We start from the raw sequence: 21672 nt of genomic DNA, 5'->3' as shown, positions 1-21672 counted from the left end.
GGGTCAGGTCACCCGGTCGGCGAGAGGCGCGGCGCTCCGCTCAGGAGCGCGGCGGGGGCAGGACGCCCAGGAATGGCCGCATGGCGACGACCGTACCCCAGCGTGGCGGTCCGGAGGGCCTACGGCCGGGCTGGCGCGGTCAGGCCGGGCGGGCGCCGACGGCGTCGCGGATCTCGGCGCCCACCGCGCCCTCGACGGCGCGGGCGCAGTGTGCGCAGCAGAAGAAGCGGCCGTTGACCTCGACGCCGTGCCCGACGATCTTGACCTGGCAGTGCTCGCAGATCGGTGCCATGCGCTGGATCGCGCACTCGAACGAGTCGAAGGTGTGCACGTCGCCGCTGACGGTGTGCACCTCGAACGCCATCCAGTAGTCGTTGCCGCAGACCTCGCAGGTTGCCACCGAAAACCTCCGTTAAGTGAACAAGTACCTACAGAATCCCCCGGAGGGCCGCGACGTGGGGCGGAACGCCGACGCCTGGCCGCGTCGACGGCGTGTCGGCGTCGGCGTGTTGTCCGTTATGCCGGGTGAACCGCCGCAACCCCCGGAGGATCACCGTGATCAAGCGCAACAAGCTCTTCGGCAACCAGACCCGGGTCACCTTCTGTCTGCCCCGCGACGTCCCGCCCGGCCCGGTGAGTGTCGTCGGCTCCTTCAACGGATGGCAGCCGGGCCGGCACGAACTGGTGGCCCGCCGCGACGGCACCAGGACGGTGACCGTGAAGCTGCCGCCGGGGGAGTACCGGTTCCGTTACCTCGGTACCGGGGGCGTCTGGTTGGACGACGAGTCGGCCGACCAGGTCGACGACCGGGGCTGCCTGCTCCGGCTCTGAGAAGAAAACTGCCGCCATCGATGGATTTATCGATGAGAGTCTTTACTGTTAACAATGTTTAAATTACCTTGAGGGCACCTCACCGCACCTGGAGAAGGAGCTGCCCCCATGCGTCGAAGAATCACCGTCCCGCTGGTGGCGGCGGGCGCCGTCGCCGCCACCCTCACCGTCGCCGCCCCCGCGCAGGCGCACGGATACGTCTCCGCCCCACCGAGCCGGCAGGCGCTCTGCGCGCAGGGCCGGGTGCCCGACTGCGGGCAGATCAAGTACGAGCCGCAGAGCGTCGAGGGCCCCAAGGGCCTGCGCAGCTGCAATGCCGGAATCGCCCAGTTCGCCGTCCTCAACGACGACAGTCGGGGCTGGCCGGCCACCTCGGTGGGTAGCTCGCTGACCTTCACCTGGGTGAACACCGCCCGGCACGCCACCAGCAACTGGGAGTACTGGATCGGCAACACCCGGGTCGGCGTGGTCAACGGCAACGGCCAACAGCCGGGCGCCACGGTGTCCCACAACGTCAATCTCGGCGGCTTCTCCGGCCGACAGAAGATCCTCGCGGTGTGGAACATCTCCGACACTGCGAACGCCTTCTACTCCTGCATCGACGTGCAGATCGGCGGCGGAGGGTCGACCCCGACCCCGACCCCCACCACCTCGCCCACCCCACGGCCCACCCCGACCGCCACGCCGACCACTCCGCCCGCGCCGGGCGGCAGTTGGACGACGGGCCGGGCGTACCAGGTCGGCGACCAGGTCACCTACGGCGGAGCGACGTACCGCTGCCGGCAGGCGCACACAGCGATCCCGGGCTGGGAGCCGCCGAACGTACCGGCGCTCTGGCTCCAGGTCTGACCGCACGGGTGCGGCCCTCTGGCTGCACCCGTGTCGCCGCCCTCGCGTGAACGGAGCCACCGGCATGCCCCGCCGTACCCCGCTGGCGTCAGTCGTTGCCGCTCTGCTGCTCACCGGAGCCTGCGCCGGACCGCCCACGTCGAGCCCGCCGACCCTGCCGCAGCCGGCCCCCGCGTCCCCGGCCGGCTCGGCGGCGGCCGGGTCCGCGGGCGTCGGGTCCGCAGTCGGGGCGGACGCGATGAGCGGGATCGACGTGGTGTTCCTGAGCACGATGGTCGGGCACAGCGAACGCACCCTGCAGATCGTCGGGCTGGCCCGGGACCGGGTGCGCGACGAGACGCTGCGCACCCTGGCCGCCGCCATCGAGGCGACCGAGGGCGACGAACTGGCCGCCATGCGCGGCTGGTTGCCCACGACCGGGCCGGGTGCCAGCGCCGCCGCACACCACCACGACGGGCACGGCGACGACGCCGCGCTCGACCGGCTGCGGACCGCGCCGGACGCGGACGTCGACAGCGTGCTGCGCGAGGTGCTCGCCGACCACCAGCGGTCGGCCGCCGACCTGGCCCGGTCCCACGTCGGCGTCGGACGCAACGAACGGGTCCGCGACCTGGCCCGGCGGATCGAGCAGTCCCGGACCGCCGAGGTCGAGCTGCTCAGGGGTACGCCCTGAGCAGCGGTCACGCCTTTAGCCCGGTCACGCCTTGAGTGCCGTCACGCCCTGGGTGCCCGGGTCAGCGGGGTTCCAGCTTGATGGAGACCGAGTTGACGCAGTGCCGGGTGTCCTTCGGGGTGAAGCCCTCGCCGTGGAAGACGTGCCCGAGGTGACTGTCGCAGCGGGCGCAGCGGATCTCCGTACGGGCCATGCCGAGGGTGCGGTCCTCGATCTCCTTGACCCGGCCCGGGATGGCATCGTCGAAGCTCGGCCAGCCGCAGTGCGAGTCGAACTTGGTGTCGCTGGAGAACAGCTCCAGCCCGCAGGCGCGACAGTGGTAGACCCCCTGGGTCTTCGTGTCCACGTACTCGCCCGTCCACGGGCGTTCGGTGCCGGCCTCCCGCAGGACGTGGAACTCCTCGGGGGTCAGTCGGACCCGCCACTCTTCGTCGGTACGGGGCAGCTCGTTGTCGTCAAGACTCACCCGTCAACGGTACGTCGAACGTCGGGGGCTTGGCATAAGGTCGCGGGATGGGTGGCACCAAGGCTGCGGCCGCTGAGGTCGAGGTGGCCGGGCACACCGTCCGGCTGAGCAGTCCAGACCGGGTGATCTTCCCGCAGCGGGGGTTCACCAAGGCGGACGTGTTCCACTACTACCTCGCGGTCGGCGACGGGATCATGCGCGCCCTGCGGGACCGGCCGACCACCCTGCAACGCTTCCCCGAGGGCGTCGAGGGTGAGGCGTTCTTCCAGAAGCGGGTGCCCACCCGGGGCGTGCCGCCCTGGGTGACGACCGCGCAGATCACCTTCCCGAGCGGGCGGAACGCGGCGGAGCTCTGCCCGGCCGACCTGGCGCACGTGGCCTGGGCGGCGCAGATGGGCACCATCGTCTTCCACCCCTGGCCCGTGCGGGCCGCCGACGTCGACCGCCCCGACGAGCTGCGCATCGACCTGGACCCGCAGCCCGGCACCGACTTCGCCGACGCGGCACGGGCCGCCGGTGAGGTCCGCGCGCTCCTCGACGAGCTGGGCGCGACCGGCTGGCCGAAGACCTCCGGCGGCCGGGGCGTTCACGTCTACCTGCGCATCCAACCCCGCTGGACGTTCACCGAGGTGCGCCGGGCCACCATCGCGCTGGCCCGGGAGGTGGAGCGCCGCAACCCCGACCTGGTCACCACCGCCTGGTGGAAGGAGGAGCGCGGCACCCGGGTCTTCGTCGACTTCAACCAGATGGCGCGCGACCGCACGATCGCCTGCGCGTACTCGCTGCGGGCCAACGCGCGGGCCACCGTCTCGACCCCGGTCACCTGGGACGAGCTACCCGACGTCGACCCGGACGACTTCGACCTGCGCACCGTGCCGGCCCGGCTCGCCGAGCGAGGTGATCCGCACGCCGGCATCGACGACGCACCGTGGGACATCACCCCGCTGCTGGAGTGGGCGGAGCGTGACGCCGCCGCCGGCCAGGGTGACCTGCCGTACCCGCCGGACCACCCGAAGATGCCCGGAGAGCCCAAGCGCGTGCAGCCGAGCCGCGCCAAGCGCCCTCCCGAGGACGAGAGCGCCTGAGCGCGCTGGGTGCCGGGCTGCCCGGGGTCGGCAGGTCGTCGTCCCCGAGCAGCCCGACGTCTGCTACTGCTCTGCGTTGCAGGGGTTGAACATCTTGGGGTGGACAGGGCCGCCGGCGGCCAACCTGTCGGCGGTCTCCCAGAAACCGTCCGCCCAGTAACCGTCGATGTCGATCTGCTGGAGTGCCTTCCAGTTGTGGCTGCTGCGCAACGCGTCAGTTGCCCGCCGGAGAGCGTCCTCGTCGTTGCTCTCTTTCGCGCGCTTCCATTCGGTGATCCACGCGCAGCCGACCGGGCCGATCACCCGGATGCCGAACTGGGAGGGGTCGTTGATGCCCTCGACGTTCAGCGTGGCGGGGTCGAAGCCCGGAGGGAGCGGCACGTCGGCGAGCACCGCGGCCGCCCGCTCGTTCACCCGCTCCGGCGTGACGATCTCCGCCGGGAGCGAGGCCAGCCACGTACGGGCATCCACGCGGACCACACTGGCGAGAACCCGGTCGAAGTCGGCGCGCGTCCAGGCGCCCACGGTACGCACCTCGACGAAGGACCCGTCGCGAGGCTTGAGCAGGACCTCGAACTCGCGCTCGTTGTATCGGAACAGATCACCCGGCCAGCGGTCGACCTGCACGGACTCCGGCTTGCTGACCTGGAGCCGATCCTTGTGACGCACGGCGTACTCGGTGGCCTCGTACCAGCTCATCCTGAGGCCTCGCTCACCCTTGCTGTAGGTGATGCTGCCCGTTCTCTTGGCGAACCCGTCGACGTGCTGTGCCTTCCAGCCGGGCTGGTCGACCAGCAGCCGCGGGTTCTGCTCGGCTGCCTTGAGCACCATCGCCGAGTAGGAGCCCATTCCCGGAGCCACGGAGCTGGAGCTCGTCTCCGGTGCCGCTTCCTGGCCCCCCGGCTGCCCGGTCTTCACCATCGAGATGCCGAAGACGACGGCGAGTACGGCGGCCGCGACGCCTGCGGTGGCGAGGCCCCCCGTCAGGCGGCGGCGCGGGCGGGAGCGCCGGCCCGGAGGCTCGGTGACGGATTCGAGGATCGGCGTGGACATGATCTCCTCCAGGAGTTCCTGTTCGGCCCCGCCGAGGTGCGCGATGACCTCGGGGCGGTACGGGTCGGCGTCGCGGACCCTCCGGTCGAACTGTTCGTCGGTCATCTGCCCTCCTCAAGGGCGCGTACGGCCATGACGTCGAGTACATGTCCGGGTGGGTCGAGGTCGTGACCGATGAGGTCTCGCAACCGGGCTCGGGCACGAGACAGTCGGGTACGGACCGCAGCCGGGTTCAACTCAAGGAGCACGGCGACCTCGCGCGGCTCCAGCCCCTCCCAGAAGGTCAGCATCAGCAACTCCCGGTCCACCTCGTTGAGCCGGGCCAGCGCGGCCCGGACGGTGAGTAGTTCGGGCACCTCGCTGCCCGGGTCGACGGCGAGGGCCGACCGGAATCGTTGCCGCAGCCGGTCGCCAAGCCGCCCCCGGCGGGCCCCGCTGCGGTGGTGGTTGGCCAGCACCCGCCGAGCCACGCCGTGCAGCCACAACCGGACCTCGGCCTCCGGCGGCATCTCGTGGCTGCGCCGCCAGGCGACGAGGAAGGTCTCGGCGACGATGTCGGCCGCGTCCTCGGGCTGCTCGACGCGTCGCATCGCGTACGCCAGCAGTGGTTCGAAGTTGGCCGCGTAGACGCGTTGGAAGCGTTTCTCGTGTTCAGTCCCGGAGCTCACGTCTATTCCATGTCCGGTCCGGCGCCTCTCGTGACAGCGGTCGAGCCGAGAATAATCGCGGCACGCGGTCCGTCGATGTCACGAGCGACGTGAGCATCGACGGTCCGCACGTCCGCGGCCGTGCGTCACAGGCATGAGCCCGGGTCCACAGTGGTGCCGATGATCGTGAACAGCATCCGGCGGAACATGTCGACCTCGGCCTGGCTGAAGTCGGCCATCGCGCTGCGCTCCGCCTCCTCGCTGGCGCGAGCGACCCGCGCCCGTACGTCGTCCCCGACGGCGGTGATCGCCGGGATGCGTCGTCGGCGGTCGTTGGGGTCGGCGTGGCGTACGACGAGATCTTCTTGTTCGAGTCGATCCAGTTGGGTCATCAGCGTGGTCTTGTCGAGGCCGAGCGCTCTGGCCAGCTCGACCTGGGTCAGCCCCGGTGTCTTGTCGAGCGCGCTCAACACGATGTAGTCGCGCAGCTGGAGGCCGTGCTTCTCGGCCTGCTCGCCGGTCACCACGTGCATTCGTTGGGCGGCGCGATGCAACAGCCAGGTGATCTCGGAGTCGAGTGACGGCGCTGGTCCAGCAGTCATCGCGCCGCACCCTCAAGGAGCGGGATTCCCTGGTAGGCGCGCTGGTCGTGGGCGGGGACGACCTGCATCAACTCGGTCAATGCGGCCGATCGCAGGATGCCCTGTCGCACCTGCCCGGCGTCGCTGTCGGCGAGGGTCCGGAGCAACCAGGGGCGTTCCACCCTTCGCTGGACGCCGTCCAGTTGCCAGGTCAGGTCGCCGATGAACGCGTAGCGCTGCCCCGATGGAAGGGTCACGAACGCGACCACGGACCCCGTTGTGTGGCCCCCGGCCAGCGCCAACACCAGTGACCCGTCGCCGTGGACGTCGAAGCTCGCGGAGAAGCCGAGGTAGGCGGGACCCTCGAAGGAGTATTCGCGGATCTCGTGGCCGGGCGAGACGGCGCGGAAGACCTTGCCGTCACCGTCTTTGGCGGCGTACTCAAGCTCGCCCCGGTTCATCCAGACCGGGAGGTCGAGCGAGTCCAGGCCGCTGGCGTGGTCCCAGTGCGAGTGCGTCAGGAAGACTCCGCTGAGCCTCGTGCGGTCGTAACCACTGTCGTCGAGCTGTTCGCGCACCGTTCGGGTGGTCTGGAAGGGGGCGCGGGCGAACCGCGGCTGCATGGCTACGTGTGCGGCGACGTTGGCCCCGAAGCCGGCATCGATGAGGAAGTCGCCGTTGGGGTGCTGCACGAGGATGGCGGTGGCCGCGAACTGCCGCTTGTCCCGGAACGAGCCGCCCCGAATGGCAAACGCCGCTCGGGTCTCGTAGGTGCCCGTGGGGAGCTGGTAGATCGCCATGTCCGGCGGCGGCGTCGCCGTGGGGAGGGCATCCGTCCACAGGTCGGGGGCAGGGAGGGATCTCATGACTAGATCGTATGGTCTCGGATCATCCGAGTCCAGACGAATCCGTGGCGGCGTCGTCGTACACCTGTTCTAGGATTTGCGTGTGATCGATGAGCTGGCACGGGCGGACAGTGCAGTGGCGACCTGCGCTGATGCCTCCGTCTGGGCGCTCTCCGAGCCTGACCTGATCGCGGCGCTCGACGCCACCCACCGGCTTCAGCAGCGGCTCGCGGCGGTGCAGCTGGCGGTCGTCCGGGAGTTGGACGGTCGGGGCAGCGCGGTCGCGCAGGGCGCCTCCTCGACGGCGGTGTGGTTGCGCCACCGCCTGCGACTCGATGTTTCCGCCGCCCGTCGGCTGGTCGGCCTCGCCGCCTCCGTCGACGTGGCCCCACCTGCCGTGCGCGAGGCGCTGGCGAGTGGGGCGGTCAGCGTGGAGCAGGCCCGGGTCATCGCCGACACGGCCGTCACGGTGTCGGTCTCGGCGGGCGCAGAGGTGGCCGACAAGGCCGTTGGCGTGCTGGTCGAGTGGGCCGCGCAGTTCGACCCCACCCTGCTGCGTCGGATGGGCACCCGGATTCTCGACCACGTCGCCCCCGAAGTCGCCGACGCCACCGCTGCGGCGGCCCTGGCCGCCGAGGCCGCCCGGGCCGCCCGCGACCGGCACCTCACCATCTCCGAGCAGACCGACGGGCGGCTTCGGCTCAGCGGCACCCTCGACGCGGAGGCCGCAGCACTGCTGCGTGCCGTCACCGACCCGCTCAGCGCACCAACCGGACCCGACGACACCCGGTGTGCCGGGCAACGTCGCCACGATGCCCTCGCGGGCGTGTGTCGGCTGGCGCTGCGTACCGGCGAGCTCCCGGAGAACGGCGGCGACCCGGCCCAGCTCGTCGTCACCACCGGCTACGACGCACTGGCGCGGTAGTTGGGTTCCGGCACCCTCGACATCGGCCTGCGGCTCACTCCCGACACGGTGCGCCGGCTCGCCTGCGATGCGGCCATCCTGCCCGCCGTGCTTGGCGGTGCTGGGCAGGTGCTCGATGTGGGCCGACAACGTCGCCTCGTCACCGGCCCACTGCGTCGGGCGCTGGTGCTGCGCGACGGTGGCTGCGCCTTCCCGGGTTGCGACCGGCCACCCCGCTGGTGCGCCGCCCACCACCTCCGGTACTGGGCCGACGGCGGTCCGACCAGCCTCGACAACGCGGTGCTGCTCTGCGGCCATCACCACCGGCACATCCACCAGACCGAGTGGGCGGTTCAGTTGGGCCACGACGGCCACCCGGAGTTCGTCCCGCCGGCCTGGCTCGACCCCGACCAGATCCCGCGCCGCAACCACTACCGCCGACGAACGTAGGCCGATCGGCATCCACCAGGCGGGAAAGCGGCTGGGGTGTGGGGCGGGCCTCCGGCGGTTGCCGCTCGGTGATGATCTGCCGTCGACCAATGTGGATCTTGTCGTACTAATCTGTGCCACATGGCCATGCGACCGGACGAGTTCTACGACCACGCGATCGCCGCCGCGGACGACGAGCACCGCCTTCCCCTGGCGCGCATGACCGGGTGGGAGATCAGTCCGTTCGAGCCGGACGGGCTTCGAGTGGCGCCGCTGCGGCCGCCGGTGCTCCCGGAGCCGGCGCGGCACGGCGAGGATCCGGCAGACTGCGACACCTGCCGCGATCGGGACGAAGGAATCTGGTTCAACGAGCGTTGGCGCTTGATCCAAATCCCGGGCGTGGGCGTCCCGCTGGTGCTCATGCTGTTGCCGCGCGACCACCACGACATGGAGGATCTCCCCGACGAACTGGCGGCCGAACTGGGGCTGCTGAGCACTCGGATCGCTCGCCACGTGCAGGCGCTGCCGAACATCTCGCGAGCCCACGTCTACCGCTTCGGAGATGGCGGCGCCCACCTGCACGTCTGGTTCTTCGCTCGGCCCGAGGGGCAGGCTCAGTTGTTCGGGTCGTGGCTGATCGCCTGGGACGACCTGCTGCCGGAGTACCCATCGGACGTGGCTGACGCTGACGCTGACGCCGTGGTAGACGCGTTGGTCGCGTCGCACGGCGGGCACCGGCTGTCGGACCCGGGGGATAGTTTGCCCGCATGACGAGCACCGAGCTGGCTGAGTTGGTCGTCGCGGACGCCGAGGCCCTGCGCGCATGGTTGGCGGCCAACCACGCCACGTCGCCCGGCGTCTGGCTCGCCCTGACCAGGAAGGGCGGCACGGTCACCACGGTGACCTGGCAGCAGGCGGTCGACGAGGCCCTGTGTGTCGGCTGGATCGACGGGCAGGCCCGTAAGCGGGATGAGGAGTCCTCCTGGATCCGGTTCACCCCGCGTCGGCAGCGCAGTTCGTGGTCCCAGCGCAACGTCGCCAACGTGGCCCGGCTGGAGGAGCAGGGGCGGATGCTGCCGGCGGGCCGCGCCGCTGTGGATGCCGCGAAGGCGGACGGGCGGTGGGCGGCCGCCTACGCCCCGCCGTCGGAGGCGGAGGTGCCGGCCGACCTGCTCGCCGCCATCGCCGCCGAGCCCGCCGCCCAGGCCATGCTCGACGTGCTCACCAAGGCCAACCGGTTCGCTCTCATCCACCGCCTCAATGCCGTCAAGCGGGCGGAGACCCGCGAGCGCAAGATCGGCGAATTCGTCGCCATGCTGGCCCGTCACGAGACTTTCTACCCCCAGAAGGCGAGGCCGGTGTCCGGGCCGACGCTGCCGTGAGTCGGAGTCGACACTGAGGCAACCGATTGACTTTCGATAGGTAACGAGCGAAACTCGATGCATGGTTACGGAGCATCGAGCGGTAGCCGCTCTCAGAGTTTTCCTCGTGGTGCTGTTCGGGGTCCTGGTCCTGTTCCAGACCTTCTCCCTGCCCGGGCAGTTCGCCCACATGGCCCAGGAATCGCCGCAGGACGCCTACCTCAGGTGGCCGGCAACGGTCGTGGCGGTGTTCTGGGTGCTGTGCGTCCAGGTCGTCATCGTCGCGACCTGGAAGTTGCTCAGCCTGGTCAAGAGCGACCGCATCTTCACCGAAGCGTCCCTGAAGTGGGTGGACGCGATCGTGTGGGCCATCGCCGCCGCATGGTTGGTGCTCGTGGGTGTCTTCCTCTATGTGGGGTTCAACGCGGACGACCCAGGGCTGCCGCTGCTGCTGTTCCTGCTGACGGTGGGTGTCAGCGTGCTGGGGCTCCTCATGGTGGTGATGCGGGCGCTGTTGCGGCAGGCCACCACCCTGCGGACCGACATGGAAGCGGTGATCTGATGCCCATCGTCGTCCGCATCGACGTGGAGTTGGCCAAGCGCAAGATGAGCGTCGGTGAATTCGCCGAGCGCATCGGGCTCACCCCCGCCAACGTGGCGGTGCTGAAGAATGGCCGCGCCAAGGCGGTCCGCTTCAGCACCCTCGAAGCGATGTGCCGCGTGCTCGACTGCCAGCCCGGAGACCTGCTGGAGTGGGTCGAGGAGGAAACCTCATGAGGTACGTCCTGACCGTCGCCGCCGTTCTCGTGGTCGCCCTCGGCGTCGCCGGCATCGTGCACGGGGAGGCCGACGACTCGCCGGGCCTCCAACTCCTGGGGGTCGTGCTGGTGCTCGGCGCGGTGGTGTTCGGCATCCGCAACCTTCGGGGCGGCAGTTAGCCGTCCAGGCGTGCTCACCGCCTGAGCTGACCCTTCCGTAATAACGATCATGTAACGGGCGCGAACCTTTCCCGGTAGATGGCCTGTCTTGATGGTCGTCGGCCCGCCAGGGCCAGGGGAGGCGTCGGATGAAGCTGGTGTGGAGGCGGGCCCGCGAGGCGCGAGGGTTGCTGGTCGCGGCGGTGATCGCTGCCCTCGTCGCCGTCGCGTTGGTCACTGGGCTGTCCGACTACAACCGTCGGGCGGTGGACGCCGGGCAGCGGGCACTGGTCGCCGCCTCGCCCGCCGAGGAGCGCGGCCTTCTGGTCAGTGGCTCGGGTGGGCGGGACGCGGCCGAGTTCGCAAGCCGGGACAAGGCGGTCCGAGCCGAGCTCGCCACCGGGCTCGGCGGCGTCCCGGTCAGCGTCACCGCCGCCCGTTACGGCACCGGCCGCGAGCTGACCGGCGACCTCGGTCAGATCCCGCGTACGGCCGACGAACCGGTCTTCGCGAACCTGGCCACGCTCGCCGACCTCGCCACCCACGCGGAGCTGACCAGCGGCGCCTGGCCCCGCCCCGGAGCGAACCCCGTCCAGGTGAGTCTGCCCGAGCGGGTCGCCGGCGCCCTCGGCCTGACCGTCGGCGAACGCGTCCCGGTGCGCGACCGGGCCACCGAACGACGGGGAGAGTTGGTGCTCGCCGGTACCTGGCGGCCCCGCGACCCGGCGGACGCGTACTGGCTGCTGGCCCCCGGTGTGGGCACGGGCAGCGCCGGTTCCGGCACCTCGTACGGACCGTTCACGCTCGACCCGGCCGACTTCGCGGCCACCTTCCCGGGCTCGGTGTCGGCGTCCTGGCTGGCCCAGCCTGACCTCGGTGGCGTCGACACCGCCGACCTGCCCGCCGTTCGGAAAGCCCTCACCGAGGCGGTCTCGGCCGTGCCCGAGGCCGCCCAACTGGGCAGCTCCGGGCAGACGGTGACGAAGATGCCGCAGTTGCTGGACCGGGTCGCCCGCGCCGACCTGGTGGGTCGCTCGTCGCTGGCCACCCCGCTGCTGCTCATCCTGGTGCTCGCCGGGTACGCGCTGGTGCTGGTCGCCGCGCTGCTGCACGAGGACCGCCGCCCACAGACCGCGCTGCTACGTGCCCGCGGCGCCGCCCGTCGGCAGTTGGCCGGCCTGGCCGCCCGCGAGGCGACCCTGGTGGTCGCCCCGGCCGCCGTGCTCGGTCCGCTGATCGCCGGTGAGGCGCTGCGCTACATCCGACCCGGCGGCTCGGCTGACCTCTCCACCGCCGGCGGCAACGCCACCCTTGTCTGGGCGGCGGCAGCGGCCACCGCGGCCGGCTGCCTCGTCGCCATGGTCCTTCCGGCGCTGCGCGGCGCCGGGACGTACGTCGCCGACATGGCGGCCCGATCCCGGCCGAACCGGGCGGCGAGCGTGCAGCGCGCCAGCGTGGACCTGATGCTCGTGGCGCTCGCCGTGCTCGCCTGGGTGCAGCTACGCCGGTACGCCTCCCCGCTGGCGGGCTCGGGCGGCCGGCTCGGGCTCGACCCGCTGCTGGTCGCCGCCCCGACGCTCGGTGTGCTGGCCGGTGCCGTGCTGGCGCTGCGGGTGCTCCCGCCGCTCACCCGGTTCGCGGAGCGGTTCGTCGACCGACGTCCCTGGACCGCCACCATGTTCGGCATGTGGCAGGCCGGACGGCGTCCGCACGCCGGCCCGGTCCTGCTGCTCGCCCTCGCCGTCGGTGGCAGCACCCTGGCCTGGTCGCTGATCAGCACGGGCGAGCGGTCCCAGGTCGAACAAGCCGGATACACGGTCGGCGCCGACGTTCGGGTCACCGAACGGGCTGGCGTCGCCCCGCCGAACAGGGCCGCTCAGCTCGCCGCGCTGCCGAGTGTGAGCCGGGTGCTGCCGGCGTGGCGGGACGAGGTGCGCGTCGGGCGGGAAAACCTGCCAGTGACTGTGATCGGCGTCGACCCGGCCAGCGCCCCGGGTGTCGTCCGGCTCGCCGACCGGCTCGCCGACGGGTCGGCCTCGGAGCAGTACCAGCGGATGGTCGGGGCGCGTGAAGCCGTCGGGGGCGTCGAGCTACCCGAGGGCACCCGCACGATCACCGGCACCGTCCGTACGCCGGTGGGAACGCCCGACGAACCGCACCGGATCTCCGTGGCGCTGCTGGTCACCAGCGCGGAGGGCCTCGCCTTCCGGCTGCCGGCGGTGGACGCCCCGAGCGACGGGCGGGCTACGCGCTTCACGGTCCAGCTACCGGACGTGGGAGGAGTGCCGCTCCGGGTGGCCGGGTTCGAAGCCGACGGCGGGCGGGCCGGCGGCGACTCGTACGGGCTTCAGGTAGAGGGGCTGACGCTCGTCGACGCGGGCGGTGAGGCTCGCCCCGCCGATCTCACCGGTGAGTGGGCGGCGACCTGGGCCGACGGACCGCGCGTGCCGGTGCAGAAGAGCGGCAGCGGATTCGTCGCCAGCCGTCCGGTGCAACGCTGGCCGGGCTTGGAGCGCATCGACCAGGGCCCGACCCGGTTCGTTGTCGTTCCGGCCGCGAAGGCGGTCGTACCGGTGCTGATGACCCCCCAGGTACGCGAGGCGCTGAGCCTGCGCGTCGGCGACACAGTCGACCTCCCGCTCTCCGGGGTGACGGTGCCGGTGCGGCTGGTCGGTGAGCTGAGCGCCGTGCCGACCACCACCGCGGCAGGCGTGCTGCTGGACCTGCCCGCGGCGGTCGACGCGCTGATCCGTGCCGGCGGGACGCTGCGACCCGTACCGGAATGGTGGGTCGGCGCCGGAGACGCGAACGCCGCCGCCCAGGCGGCCAGCGCACTCCCCGGCGTCACAGTGCTCAACCGGGAGGCGGCCATCGAGGCGGCCGCCGACGACCCGTACTGGCGCGGCTCGCGTACCGGAATGCTCGCCGCCGCGCTCGGCGCGGTGCTGCTCGCCCTCGTCGGCCTGATGGTGGACGTGTGGGCCACCGCCCGGCGTCGGCTCGGCGAGTTCGCGGTCCTGCACACCCTCGGCGCCACGCCCCGGCTGATGGCCCGGGCGCTGCTGGCCGAGCAGACGTTCCTCGCCGGCATCGGCGTGGGCGTCGGGCTGTTGCTCGGCACCGCGGTCGGCGCGACGATGGCCCCACTTGTCATCCTCACCCCGGCCGCCGGCCGGCCGACACCCCCGGCGGCGTTCGTGCTGCCCTGGGTGCCCATCGGCCTGACCGCGGTCGGTCTGCTGCTGGCGGCGCTCGCCTTCAGCGCGTTCATCGCCACCGGCATCCGTCAGCGGGTGGCGGCGGTGCAGCTGCGAATCGGGGGAGAACGATGAACGTCGGGGCGGCCGTCCGGCGGGTCCGGGCGTACGGGGGGCAGTTCCTGCTGCTGGCGGTGCTGACCCTGGTGGTCACGCTGCTGATCAGCGGAGTGCCCCGGTTGGTCAACCGGCTCGCCGAACAGGGACTGCGAGCGCAACTCAACAGCGAGCCGGCCGCCCGCCGGGACCTCTCGTACACCACCAGCTTGGAGCCGGCGACGTCACGGCGGACGGCGATGGGCGACGCCGCCGAACGGTTCGACGCCCTGGCCGCGGAGATGCCGCCGCCGGTGCGCTCGGCAGTGACCGAGCGGTGGTACAGCGTCGAGACCGCGGCGGCCCGCGTGGCCGGACCGGACCTGGCGGCCCGCAACCTGCTGGTCGACCTGGGCCTGCGGGCCATGCCCGACATACAGGGCGCCAGCACCCTCGTCGAGGGGACGTGGCCGAGCGAGACGTACGTTCCCGAACGGCCGATCGAGGTGGCGCTCGACGTCGACGTGGCCGGCAAGCTCAACCTGCGCGCCGGCAGCCAACTGCGCATCGGCAACACCGACGACAAGGGCAGGCTCATCGACGGTGCCCCGCTGGTGGTGACCGGGCTGTTCCGCCCTGTCGACCGCGCCAACGGCATCTGGGACGGGCTGCCACAGCTGCTGCGGGTCATCGAACCGCAGGGTGATGGTGAGCCGTTCGTCATCGTCGGCGTCGTCGCGCAGTCGCCCTTCAACAAGCGGGCCGCCGCGGGTTGGCCGATCCAGTCCAACTGGCGCTACCGACTGGGCGTCGACCGGATCGACGCACGCGAGCTGGACCAGCTGATCGACGGCCTGCAGGTGATGCAGCGCAACCAGCCGACGGGGATCACCCTGACCCAGGGCGTCGACGTCCCGTTGCGCGCGTTCGCCGCCCAGATCGATGCCGTCCGGACCCTGCTCGCGGTGATCGCGGCCGGCGTACTGGCCACCCTGGCCGGGCTCATCGTGCTCGCGGCGGGTCTCGCCACCAGACGGCGTCGCTCGGAGTTCGCGCTGCTGCGCGCCCGTGGCGGCGGGGCCACCGCCGGTGCCCGGCGCAGCCTCGCCGAGTCGGTGCTTGTGGTGCCGGTCGCCGCCGCGCTGGGCTGGTGGCTGGGCACGCTGTTCCCCGGCGCCCCGGATCCGACCACGCCGTACGTCATCGTGGTGACCGTGCTGGTCACGCTGGCGCTGCCGTTGGCGACGCTGGCCGTACCGGCCGGCGGGGCGGCGCGCCGGGACCTGATCCGGGTGCGCCCGTCGGCCCGTCGGCTCACAGTGGAGGTGTCTCTGCTGCTCCTGGCCGGGCTCGCCGCGGTGCTGCTGCGCCGGCGTGGCCTGACGCTCGGCGAGGTGGACCCACTGCTGGTGTCGGTGCCGGTGCTCCTCGCGGTCGCGGCGGCGGTGCTGGCGCTGCGGGCGTACCCCTGGCCGTTGTTGCTGGTCAGCCGCCTGGCCGCACGGACCCGGGGCAGCGTGGCCTTCCTCGGCACGGCCCGCGCCGGCCGCGCGGCGGTCGCCGCCCCGCTGGTCGTGGTGGTGCTGGCGATCGGCACCGCCGCGTTCTGCGCGGTCGTGGCCGCCGGCGTCGACGCGAGCCGGGAACGGGCCGCCGAGCAGATCGTCCCCGCCGACGCGGTGATCCGTGGGGAGCGCTTCGCACCCGACACCGTCGACGAGCTGGGCCGTCTGCCGGGGGTCCGGGCCGTCGCCCCGGTCCTGTACGAGGACGATGAGCGGTTCGCGTCCGACGAGGTAGGCACCGACGCCTTCATCGGGCAGACGGACGTGCTGCTGGTCGACGGCTCGGGGTTGGACACCGTCGCTCGCGAATCCGAGGTGGACCTCCCGGTTCCGGCCGCACTGCGCACCGCCGGGCCCGGCTCGGGTCCGCTGCCGGCGATCGTCTCACCGGCGGTCGCCGCCGACCTGGCGAAGGCCGGGCTGGACGACTCGGCCTTCATTTCTGTGCAGGGCCAGCGGTACGAGTTCCGGGTGGCCGGCACCCAGGACGGTTTCCCGTTGCTGGCGGCGGACACCGGCCGGTTCGTGATCCTGCCCTGGCAGGCCCTGCCGACGCGTACCACCATTCCGGTGCCGACCAGCCTGCTGATCGCCGGGGACTCGCTGGACGCCGAGGCGCTGCGCGTCGTCGGTGACCAGGGGCAGGTGCGCTACCAGCGGGACGGCACGGTCACCGGTAGGGCCCGGCCGATCGGGGTCACCGTCGACACCCGGGCGGACGTCCGCCGGGAGCTTGGCGAGGGCGGGGCGAACGGGGTGTTGGCGTTCGGGTTCGTGGCCGGGGCCGTCGGCGGCACCCTGCTCGGGCTGTTGGCCATCGCGTTCACAGTGCTGGCTGGCGCGCGCTCGCGGGGCCAGGTGCTGTCCCGGCTGCGCACGCTCGGCCTGTCCCGCCGGCAGTGGCGTGGGCTGCTGCTGGTCGAGTTGACCCCGCTGGTCGCGGTGTCGGTGCTGACCGGTGCGCTGGTCGGGACGGCGCTGCCCCTGCTGCTCAACCCGGTGCTCGGCCTGTCCGCGTTCACCAGTGGTGTACCGGTCCGGGTGGCTTTCGAGCCCAGCCTGGTCGCCGCGGTGCTCGCGCTCGGGGCGATCGCCCTCGGCTTCGCGGTCGCCGTCGAGGCCCTGAACAACCGCCGGTTGCGCCTCGGAGAGGTGCTTCGGCTCGGAGAGGAGAGCTGAGATGACCGCTACCGCCCAGACTCCACTGGTGCCGGACCTGGCCGCCCTGCAACAGCGGGCCGCGCAACGCGCCGCCGAGCGGGCCGGCGGGCAGGACCGCCTCCGCGGGCACATCGTCTGCGACGGCCTGGTGCGCATCTTCAAGACCGAGGGGGTGGAGGTGGTCGCCCTGCAGGGACTCGACCTGGTCATCGACCGGGGCGAGCTGGTGGCGATCGTCGGTGCCTCCGGTTCGGGCAAGTCGACCCTGCTCAACATCCTCTCCGGCCTGGACACCCCGACCGCCGGTATCGCCCGGGTGGCCGACTACGACCTGCTCTCGCTCTCGGCCAAGCGACGGCTGAGCTACCGGCGGCAGCTGGTCGGGTTCGTCTGGCAGCAGACCGGCCGCAACCTGCTGCCGTACCTCAACGCGTTGGAGAACGTCGAGCTGCCGATGCAGTTGGCCGGCAAGCGCAGCCGCAAGGCCCGTCGGGAGCGGGCCCGGGAACTGCTCGACCTGGTCGGTGTGGGCTACTGCGCCGACCGGCGGCCCGGGCAGCTCAGCGGTGGCGAACAGCAGCGGGTCGCGGTGGCGGTGGCGGTGGCCAACGACCCGGAGGTGCTCTTCGCCGACGAGCCGACCGGCGAGCTGGACGAGGCGACCGGCGCGGAGGTCTTCGCGGCGCTGCGCACCATCAACGCGGAACTGGGCGTCACCATCGTGGTCGTCACCCACGACCACGCCGTGGCCACGCAGGTCCGCCGGACCGTCGCGATCCGCGACGGCCGGACCGCCTCCGAGGTACGCCGGACCGCGCGGATCGACGCGGACGGCAACACCGAGTTGGTCAGCGAGGAGTACGCGGTGCTGGACCGCAACGGTCGGATGCAGTTGCCGGCTGCGTTCGTCGACGCGCTCTCGCTGAAGGAGCGGGTCCGGCTCGACCTGGAGCCGGACCATGTGCAGGTACGGCCCGGCGACCGGGCCTCGGAGGAGCGGGGGGCGCGGGCATGAGCCGGCAGGACATGGTGGTGACCGGCGCGGCCGGGTTCGGCGGTGCGCCCCCGGCGGGCACCGACGAGGTGGTCCGGGTCAGCGAGGTCAGCCGGACCTTCGGCCGGGGTGAGCACGCCGTGCACGCGGTGCGGGACGTGTCGTTCACCGCCAACCGGGGTGAGCTGGTGGCCATCCGAGGTCGGTCCGGGGCCGGCAAGACCACGCTGCTGAACCTGATCGGCGGGCTGGACCGGCCGGACAGCGGTCAGGTGGTGGTGGCCGGACACGACGTGACCTCGGCCGGAGAGGCGGAGTTGCTGCGGCTGCGCCGGGGCACTGTCGGGTTCGTGTTCCAGACCTTCGGGCTGGTGCCGATCCTCTCCGCCGCCGAGAACGTGGGCGTGCCGTTGCGGCTGGCGCAGGTGCCGGCCGCGGAGCGAGAAGAACGCGTCTCCGTGCTGCTGGAGATGGTCGGCCTGGGCGGCCACGCCGCCCAGCGTCCGTACGAGCTGTCCGGTGGCCAGCAGCAGCGGGTCGCGGTGGCGCGTGCGTTGGCCAACGAGCCGGACCTGCTCATCGCCGACGAGCCCACCGGTCAGCTCGACTCGGAAACCGGACGGTCCATCATGGATCTGCTGCGCGCGGTGGTGCACGCCCGTGGCATGACGGCCCTGGTGGCCACACACGACCCGGCCCTGATCGACCTCGCCGACCGGGTGCTCGTCCTGCGCGACGGTCGCCTGGTCGACGGCTGACCGCTGACGGCGGGCTGGCCCTCGGCGGGTTGGCGGATGGCGAATGGTGGTCTGTCGCTCGCTGTGGAGCTGATGTCGTAAACGAATCGCCGGCGTGACTCGTCGACGACATCAGCTCCACAGCGTTTCTCCGGGACTCTCTACTGCGCCTGGTCGGGCCGGTCGTCTCCGGGTCGGTCGGTGCGCTTCCGGCCGTCAGGGAGGGACCCGGCGAGCGGGATCAGCAGGCAGCCCAGCAGGGCGAGGAGAAGACCGGAGCCCGGCCCGGTCGAGATCAGCTCGTGTTCGACGTAGGGGTCCTCGGCCTCGAAGTACCAGTACGCCCCGGTGAGGCTGCCGCAGGCGAGCACGTTGGAGATGAGCATCCCCAGGCTGGCCTGCCGCCAGACCCAGCGGGCCGGGCCGGTGCTGGCGAGCGACAGCACCGCGAACACGGCGGCGATCACCGCGAACGGTAGCGCCCAGCCGAGCACCTCCGAACCCGGGGTGATTTCCGTCCGATCCGGGTGGACGCTGCGCCAGGCGGGCAGCCAGAACGCGACGACGACCAGGAGGGCGCCGACCGCCAACAGCGCCGAGCCGGTTCGCCGCCATGGCGGGCGCGACGGCGCGGCGCCGGGCATCGTCGGCCTGCTCATGGCAGCGAACGTAACCCGGTCGCGGCGACTCCCACTGCCCCCGCCGGCTGAACGCGACGCCGGGTCAGAGCGCGAGCTTCATGCCCTCGTGACTGGCCACGAAGCCGAGGCCCAGGTAGAAGCGGTGCGCGTCCTCGCGGGTCTTGTCGGTGGTGAGCTGTACCAGCGCGCAGCCACGCTGCCGGGCCTGCTCGACCGCCCAGGTCATCAGATCCCGGCCCAGCCCTCGGCCGCGCTGGTCGGAGCGGACCCGGACCGACTCGATCAGCGACCGCTCACTGCCGTGCCGACCAAGGCCCGGGATGTAGGTGATCTGCAGGCAGCCGACCAGTTCACCGGCCCGCTCGGCCACGATCAGTTGGTTGCGGGGGTCCGCGTCGATGGCCGCGAACGCCCTCTCGTACGCCTCGTCGACCTCGGTGAAGTCGCGGGCCTTACCCAGGACGTCGTCGGCGAGCAGGGCGATGACGGCCGGCAGGTCAGCCCGGACCGCCTCCCGGTAGATCACGTCGGTCATGCCGGCGATCCTGACACAGCGAAACCGGCGAATGGGCGTGTGCCGGTTGCGGGCAACGGGCAGCATGGGGCGGCATGGAGCTCCTGCTACTGCCGTTCCGGTGGATATACCGGGCGTTGGTGTGGTTCGCGAACTCGCCCCGCACGCTGATCACCTCGTACCTGTTGATGATCGTGGTAGCCGGGATCATCTACGGGGAGGTCGAGCAGCGCAGCCCGGCCGACGCCGTCTGGTGGGCGGTGGTGACCGCCTCCACCGTCGGATACGGCGACATCTCGCCGACCACCTGGGCGGGCCGCACACTGGCCGCGCTGCTCATCTCGACAATGGTGCTGCTGGTCATCCCGCTGATCACCGCGCACTTCGCGAGCCGGCTCATCGTCGACGACAACGCCTTCGAGCATGAGGAGCAGGAGCAGCTCAAGGCCGACGTGCGCCGGATGCGGGCGCTGCTGGAGGAGCTGGCCACCCGGCAGGGGATCGATCTGCCCCCACTGCCGCCGACCCAGCCGGTCAGCGGGCCGGGCAGCGCTTCCCCTCCGGTGGGACGGTCAGGTCGAGCAGGTACGCGTCGACCGCGTCGGTGATGCAGGACGTCTGCGGGTAGGCGGTGTGCCCCTCGCCCTCCCAGGTGAGCACCCGACCGACGCCCAGCATCGACGCGAGCCGTGGGGTCTGCTCGTACGGTGTGGCGGGGTCGCCGGTGGTGCCGACCACCAGGATCGGCGGCGCGCCGTTCGCCTTCCCGGTCGGGTACGGGTCGCGACCGCCCGGCCACTCGACGCAGCTCAACATGCCGACCGCCAACGCCGGCCCGAACAGTGGGTATTTGCCGCGCCACTCGGACTGCAACTGCCGGATCTGCGCCCGGCTCGGCTTCTCCGTCTCGTCGGCGCAGTTGATGGCCAGGTTGGCGTCGAACAGGTTCGAGTAGCGCCCGTCGTCCTCCCGACCGGCGTACGCGTCGGCGAGCCGGAACACGTCCTTCGGGTCGCCCTCGGCCAGCTTGTCGATCGCCTGGGCCAGTTCCTGCCAGCCGGACTCGGTGTAGAGCGAGGAGATGACCGCGTAGAACACCCAGCCGGCGGTGGCCTCCCGCCCGTCGGCGCCGCGCACCGGGGAGACCTTGGCCTTGTCGATGGCCGAGGTGACAGCGGCGCGGGCGTCCGGGGCGATCGGGCAGCGGCCGGCGTTCGCCGCGCACCAGCGGGTGAAGTTGGTGAAGGCCCGTTCGAAGCCGCGGGCCTGGCTCTCCGAGCCCTCGACCAGCCGCTGCTGCGGGTCGACAGCGCCGTCGAGCACCAGCGCCCGCACCCGCTGCGGGTAGAGCTGGGCGTACGTGGCGCCGAGCAGGGTGCCGTACGAGTAGCCCAGGTAGGTGAGCTTGTCGTCGCCCACGGCGGCGCGTACCGCGTCCATGTCGCGGGCTGCCTGCTCGGTGCCGTACAGCGGCAACTGGTCGCCGTAACGGTCGCCGCAGCCGCGCCCGATCCGCTGGCTCAGGCCGACGAAGCCGTCGAACGTCGCCTGGCTCGCCGGGTCCGGGTCGAAGCCGAAGCTGGCGTCCAGGTCGGCGTCGGAGATGCACTTCACCGGGCTGGACCGGGAGACCCCGCGCGGGTCGAAGCCGACGATGTCGAAGCGCTCGGTGATCGAGGCGGGCAGCCCGCCGAACTGGGGACCGAAGGAGAGGTAGACGGCCGTGTCGACACCGGAGCCGCCCGGGCCGCCCGGGTTGATCACCAACGAGCCCACCCGGTCGCGCTGCTTCGTCGACCGGGCCCGCAGCAGGGCGATCTCGAAGGTCTCCCCGGCGCCCGGGCCGGCGCTCGCCCCACCGCCGGTGCCCCAGTCACGGGGCACCGCGATCCGGGTGCACTCGTAGCGCATGTTCGGTGCGCTCCGCCCGACCAACTCGTCGGCCACCTCCGGGCAGGCCCGCCAGGTCGGCGCGCTGCCGGTCGGGGCAGCCGCGCCCTCCACCTCGGTACGCGGCGCGAACGCCGGCAGCGTGCAGCCGGCGGTGAGCAGCGCGGCGACGCCGAAGGCGGCCAGAGTGCGACGGACCCGGCGGCTGGTCGCCATCCGAGGCTGGTCGGCGGTGC

At 72.0% G+C, this 21672-nt stretch carries 23 protein-coding genes and 1 pseudogene; 15 read left to right on the top strand and 9 right to left on the bottom strand.

Translation table 11 applies throughout. The features are described from left to right. Positions 1-139: 139 nt before the first annotated feature. Entirely contained in the window at positions 140-400 is a 261-nt protein-coding gene (locus OH804_RS19930; protein ID WP_091400670.1) for a Prokaryotic metallothionein, read from the bottom strand. 155 nt (positions 401-555) lie between these two features. Here OH804_RS19930 and OH804_RS19925 point away from each other — a divergent pair, with 155 nt between their 5' ends. From OH804_RS19925 to OH804_RS19915, 3 genes are all read left to right on the top strand, one after another. Then, entirely contained in the window at positions 556-831 is a 276-nt protein-coding gene (locus tag OH804_RS19925) for an isoamylase early set domain-containing protein (RefSeq protein ID WP_196921727.1), read from the top strand. Positions 832-939: 108 nt separating this feature from the next. Beyond that, positions 940-1680 (top strand): lytic polysaccharide monooxygenase, encoded by a 741-nt coding sequence (locus tag OH804_RS19920; RefSeq protein WP_196921728.1) that lies wholly within the window; start codon positions 940-942, stop codon positions 1678-1680. Positions 1681-1744: 64 nt separating this feature from the next. Beyond that, positions 1745-2353, top strand: a complete 609-nt coding sequence (locus tag OH804_RS19915; RefSeq protein WP_406058762.1) for a DUF305 domain-containing protein — start codon at positions 1745-1747, stop codon at positions 2351-2353. A gap of 61 nt (positions 2354-2414) precedes the next feature. Here OH804_RS19915 and msrB read toward each other — a convergent pair whose 3' ends face one another. Beyond that, positions 2415-2819 (bottom strand): peptide-methionine (R)-S-oxide reductase MsrB, encoded by a 405-nt coding sequence (msrB, locus tag OH804_RS19910; protein WP_091400676.1) that lies wholly within the window; start codon positions 2817-2819, stop codon positions 2415-2417. A 47-nt stretch (positions 2820-2866) separates the two neighbouring features. Between msrB and ligD the strand changes: the two genes are divergently transcribed. After that, entirely contained in the window at positions 2867-3904 is a 1038-nt protein-coding gene (gene ligD / locus OH804_RS19905) for a non-homologous end-joining DNA ligase (protein ID WP_196921730.1), read from the top strand. A gap of 63 nt (positions 3905-3967) precedes the next feature. On the opposite strand, the gene OH804_RS19900 is transcribed toward ligD, so the two are convergent. From OH804_RS19900 to OH804_RS19885, 4 genes are all read right to left on the bottom strand, one after another. Further along, a complete protein-coding gene (locus tag OH804_RS19900; RefSeq protein ID WP_406058759.1) occupies positions 3968-5062 on the bottom strand; it encodes a hypothetical protein in 1095 nt (364 codons plus the stop codon). Further along, entirely contained in the window at positions 5059-5625 is a 567-nt protein-coding gene (locus OH804_RS19895) for an RNA polymerase sigma factor (protein ID WP_406058757.1), read from the bottom strand. The genes OH804_RS19900 and OH804_RS19895 overlap by 4 nt, the downstream gene beginning before the upstream one ends. Before the next feature lie 125 nt (positions 5626-5750). Beyond that, positions 5751-6206, bottom strand: a complete 456-nt coding sequence (locus OH804_RS19890) for a MarR family winged helix-turn-helix transcriptional regulator (protein ID WP_231392558.1) — start codon at positions 6204-6206, stop codon at positions 5751-5753. Next, positions 6203-7051: an MBL fold metallo-hydrolase gene (locus OH804_RS19885; RefSeq protein WP_406058754.1), complete on the bottom strand. Its 849-nt coding sequence runs from the start codon at positions 7049-7051 to the stop codon at positions 6203-6205. The genes OH804_RS19890 and OH804_RS19885 overlap by 4 nt, the downstream gene beginning before the upstream one ends. Before the next feature lie 82 nt (positions 7052-7133). Between OH804_RS19885 and OH804_RS19880 the strand changes: the two are divergent. The 10 genes and pseudogenes from OH804_RS19880 to OH804_RS19835 all read left to right on the top strand — a co-directional run bounded on the left by OH804_RS19880 (position 7134) and on the right by OH804_RS19835 (position 18412). Further along, positions 7134-8384 (top strand): annotated as a pseudogene (locus OH804_RS19880) (DUF222 domain-containing protein). 120 nt (positions 8385-8504) lie between these two features. Beyond that, positions 8505-9134, top strand: a complete 630-nt coding sequence (locus OH804_RS19875) for a hypothetical protein (RefSeq protein WP_406058753.1) — start codon at positions 8505-8507, stop codon at positions 9132-9134. Further along, positions 9131-9745 (top strand): YdeI family protein, encoded by a 615-nt coding sequence (locus tag OH804_RS19870; RefSeq protein WP_406058751.1) that lies wholly within the window; start codon positions 9131-9133, stop codon positions 9743-9745. The genes OH804_RS19875 and OH804_RS19870 overlap by 4 nt, the downstream gene beginning before the upstream one ends. Positions 9746-9806: 61 nt before the next feature. Continuing rightward, a complete protein-coding gene (locus tag OH804_RS19865) occupies positions 9807-10286 on the top strand; it encodes a DUF2975 domain-containing protein (protein ID WP_196921737.1) in 480 nt (159 codons plus the stop codon). Next, positions 10286-10501, top strand: coding sequence for a helix-turn-helix transcriptional regulator (locus tag OH804_RS19860; RefSeq protein ID WP_196921738.1), 216 nt, complete (start codon positions 10286-10288; stop codon positions 10499-10501). The genes OH804_RS19865 and OH804_RS19860 overlap by 1 nt, the downstream gene beginning before the upstream one ends. Then, positions 10498-10662: a hypothetical protein gene (locus OH804_RS19855; RefSeq protein ID WP_196921739.1), complete on the top strand. Its 165-nt coding sequence runs from the start codon at positions 10498-10500 to the stop codon at positions 10660-10662. The genes OH804_RS19860 and OH804_RS19855 overlap by 4 nt, the downstream gene beginning before the upstream one ends. Positions 10663-10790: 128 nt before the next feature. Continuing rightward, the gene (locus OH804_RS19850; RefSeq protein ID WP_406058749.1) at positions 10791-13973 is read left to right on the top strand and encodes an FtsX-like permease family protein; all 3183 of its coding nucleotides are present in this window, start codon (positions 10791-10793) and stop codon (positions 13971-13973) included. Further along, positions 13970-16678 (top strand): FtsX-like permease family protein, encoded by a 2709-nt coding sequence (locus OH804_RS19845; RefSeq protein ID WP_406058747.1) that lies wholly within the window; start codon positions 13970-13972, stop codon positions 16676-16678. Before OH804_RS19850 ends, OH804_RS19845 begins: the two co-directional genes overlap by 4 nt. A gap of 1 nt (position 16679) precedes the next feature. Continuing rightward, complete coding sequence (locus tag OH804_RS19840; protein WP_406058745.1) at positions 16680-17675, top strand: ABC transporter ATP-binding protein; 996 nt, start codon at positions 16680-16682, stop codon at positions 17673-17675. Positions 17676-17686: 11 nt separating this feature from the next. Then, positions 17687-18412, top strand: coding sequence for an ABC transporter ATP-binding protein (locus OH804_RS19835; protein ID WP_406066601.1), 726 nt, complete (start codon positions 17687-17689; stop codon positions 18410-18412). A gap of 140 nt (positions 18413-18552) precedes the next feature. On the opposite strand, the gene OH804_RS19830 is transcribed toward OH804_RS19835, so the two are convergent. Next, positions 18553-19050 carry a hypothetical protein gene (locus OH804_RS19830; protein ID WP_406058743.1) on the bottom strand — a complete coding sequence of 166 codons (498 nt, stop codon included), beginning with the start codon at positions 19048-19050 and terminating at the stop codon, positions 18553-18555. A 64-nt stretch (positions 19051-19114) separates the two neighbouring features. Further along, a complete protein-coding gene (locus OH804_RS19825; RefSeq protein WP_196921744.1) occupies positions 19115-19567 on the bottom strand; it encodes a GNAT family N-acetyltransferase in 453 nt (150 codons plus the stop codon). A gap of 74 nt (positions 19568-19641) precedes the next feature. Here OH804_RS19825 and OH804_RS19820 point away from each other — a divergent pair, with 74 nt between their 5' ends. Next, positions 19642-20154: an ion channel gene (locus tag OH804_RS19820; RefSeq protein ID WP_196921745.1), complete on the top strand. Its 513-nt coding sequence runs from the start codon at positions 19642-19644 to the stop codon at positions 20152-20154. Here the strand turns inward: OH804_RS19820 and OH804_RS19815 are convergent. Next, complete coding sequence (locus OH804_RS19815; RefSeq protein ID WP_406066599.1) at positions 20081-21652, bottom strand: alpha/beta hydrolase; 1572 nt, start codon at positions 21650-21652, stop codon at positions 20081-20083. The two genes, OH804_RS19820 and OH804_RS19815, sit on opposite strands and share 74 nt — an antisense overlap. Positions 21653-21672 lie beyond the last annotated feature (20 nt).

It is taken from the genome of Micromonospora sp. NBC_00860, from assembly GCF_045207375.1.
GTDB lineage: Bacteria > Actinomycetota > Actinomycetes > Mycobacteriales > Micromonosporaceae > Micromonospora > Micromonospora vinacea.
The sequence above is the reverse complement of the archived record's forward strand: the minus strand, read 5'-3'. Positions and strand labels throughout refer to the sequence as shown.

What these genes read in the sequence shown, in the direction of transcription:
- OH804_RS19865 (WP_196921737.1), top strand. Translation starts at nt 9,807, where the DNA reads ATGGTTACGGAGCATCGAGCGGTAGCCGCTCTCAGAGTTTTCCTCGTG.
- OH804_RS19915 (WP_406058762.1), top strand. Translation starts at nt 1,745, where the DNA reads ATGCCCCGCCGTACCCCGCTGGCGTCAGTCGTTGCCGCTCTGCTGCTC.
- OH804_RS19885 (WP_406058754.1), bottom strand. Translation starts at nt 7,051, where the DNA reads ATGAGATCCCTCCCTGCCCCCGACCTGTGGACGGATGCCCTCCCCACG.
- OH804_RS19840 (WP_406058745.1), top strand. Translation starts at nt 16,680, where the DNA reads ATGACCGCTACCGCCCAGACTCCACTGGTGCCGGACCTGGCCGCCCTG.
- OH804_RS19900 (WP_406058759.1), bottom strand. Translation starts at nt 5,062, where the DNA reads ATGACCGACGAACAGTTCGACCGGAGGGTCCGCGACGCCGACCCGTAC.
- OH804_RS19825 (WP_196921744.1), bottom strand. Translation starts at nt 19,567, where the DNA reads ATGACCGACGTGATCTACCGGGAGGCGGTCCGGGCTGACCTGCCGGCC.
- OH804_RS19855 (WP_196921739.1), top strand. Translation starts at nt 10,498, where the DNA reads ATGAGGTACGTCCTGACCGTCGCCGCCGTTCTCGTGGTCGCCCTCGGC.
- OH804_RS19830 (WP_406058743.1), bottom strand. Translation starts at nt 19,050, where the DNA reads ATGAGCAGGCCGACGATGCCCGGCGCCGCGCCGTCGCGCCCGCCATGG.
- ligD (WP_196921730.1), top strand. Translation starts at nt 2,867, where the DNA reads ATGGGTGGCACCAAGGCTGCGGCCGCTGAGGTCGAGGTGGCCGGGCAC.
- OH804_RS19815 (WP_406066599.1), bottom strand. Translation starts at nt 21,652, where the DNA reads ATGGCGACCAGCCGCCGGGTCCGTCGCACTCTGGCCGCCTTCGGCGTC.
- OH804_RS19835 (WP_406066601.1), top strand. Translation starts at nt 17,687, where the DNA reads ATGGTGGTGACCGGCGCGGCCGGGTTCGGCGGTGCGCCCCCGGCGGGC.
- OH804_RS19875 (WP_406058753.1), top strand. Translation starts at nt 8,505, where the DNA reads ATGGCCATGCGACCGGACGAGTTCTACGACCACGCGATCGCCGCCGCG.
- OH804_RS19845 (WP_406058747.1), top strand. Translation starts at nt 13,970, where the DNA reads ATGAACGTCGGGGCGGCCGTCCGGCGGGTCCGGGCGTACGGGGGGCAG.
- OH804_RS19850 (WP_406058749.1), top strand. Translation starts at nt 10,791, where the DNA reads ATGAAGCTGGTGTGGAGGCGGGCCCGCGAGGCGCGAGGGTTGCTGGTC.
- OH804_RS19920 (WP_196921728.1), top strand. Translation starts at nt 940, where the DNA reads ATGCGTCGAAGAATCACCGTCCCGCTGGTGGCGGCGGGCGCCGTCGCC.
- OH804_RS19820 (WP_196921745.1), top strand. Translation starts at nt 19,642, where the DNA reads ATGGAGCTCCTGCTACTGCCGTTCCGGTGGATATACCGGGCGTTGGTG.
- OH804_RS19860 (WP_196921738.1), top strand. Translation starts at nt 10,286, where the DNA reads ATGCCCATCGTCGTCCGCATCGACGTGGAGTTGGCCAAGCGCAAGATG.
- OH804_RS19870 (WP_406058751.1), top strand. Translation starts at nt 9,131, where the DNA reads ATGACGAGCACCGAGCTGGCTGAGTTGGTCGTCGCGGACGCCGAGGCC.
- OH804_RS19890 (WP_231392558.1), bottom strand. Translation starts at nt 6,206, where the DNA reads ATGACTGCTGGACCAGCGCCGTCACTCGACTCCGAGATCACCTGGCTG.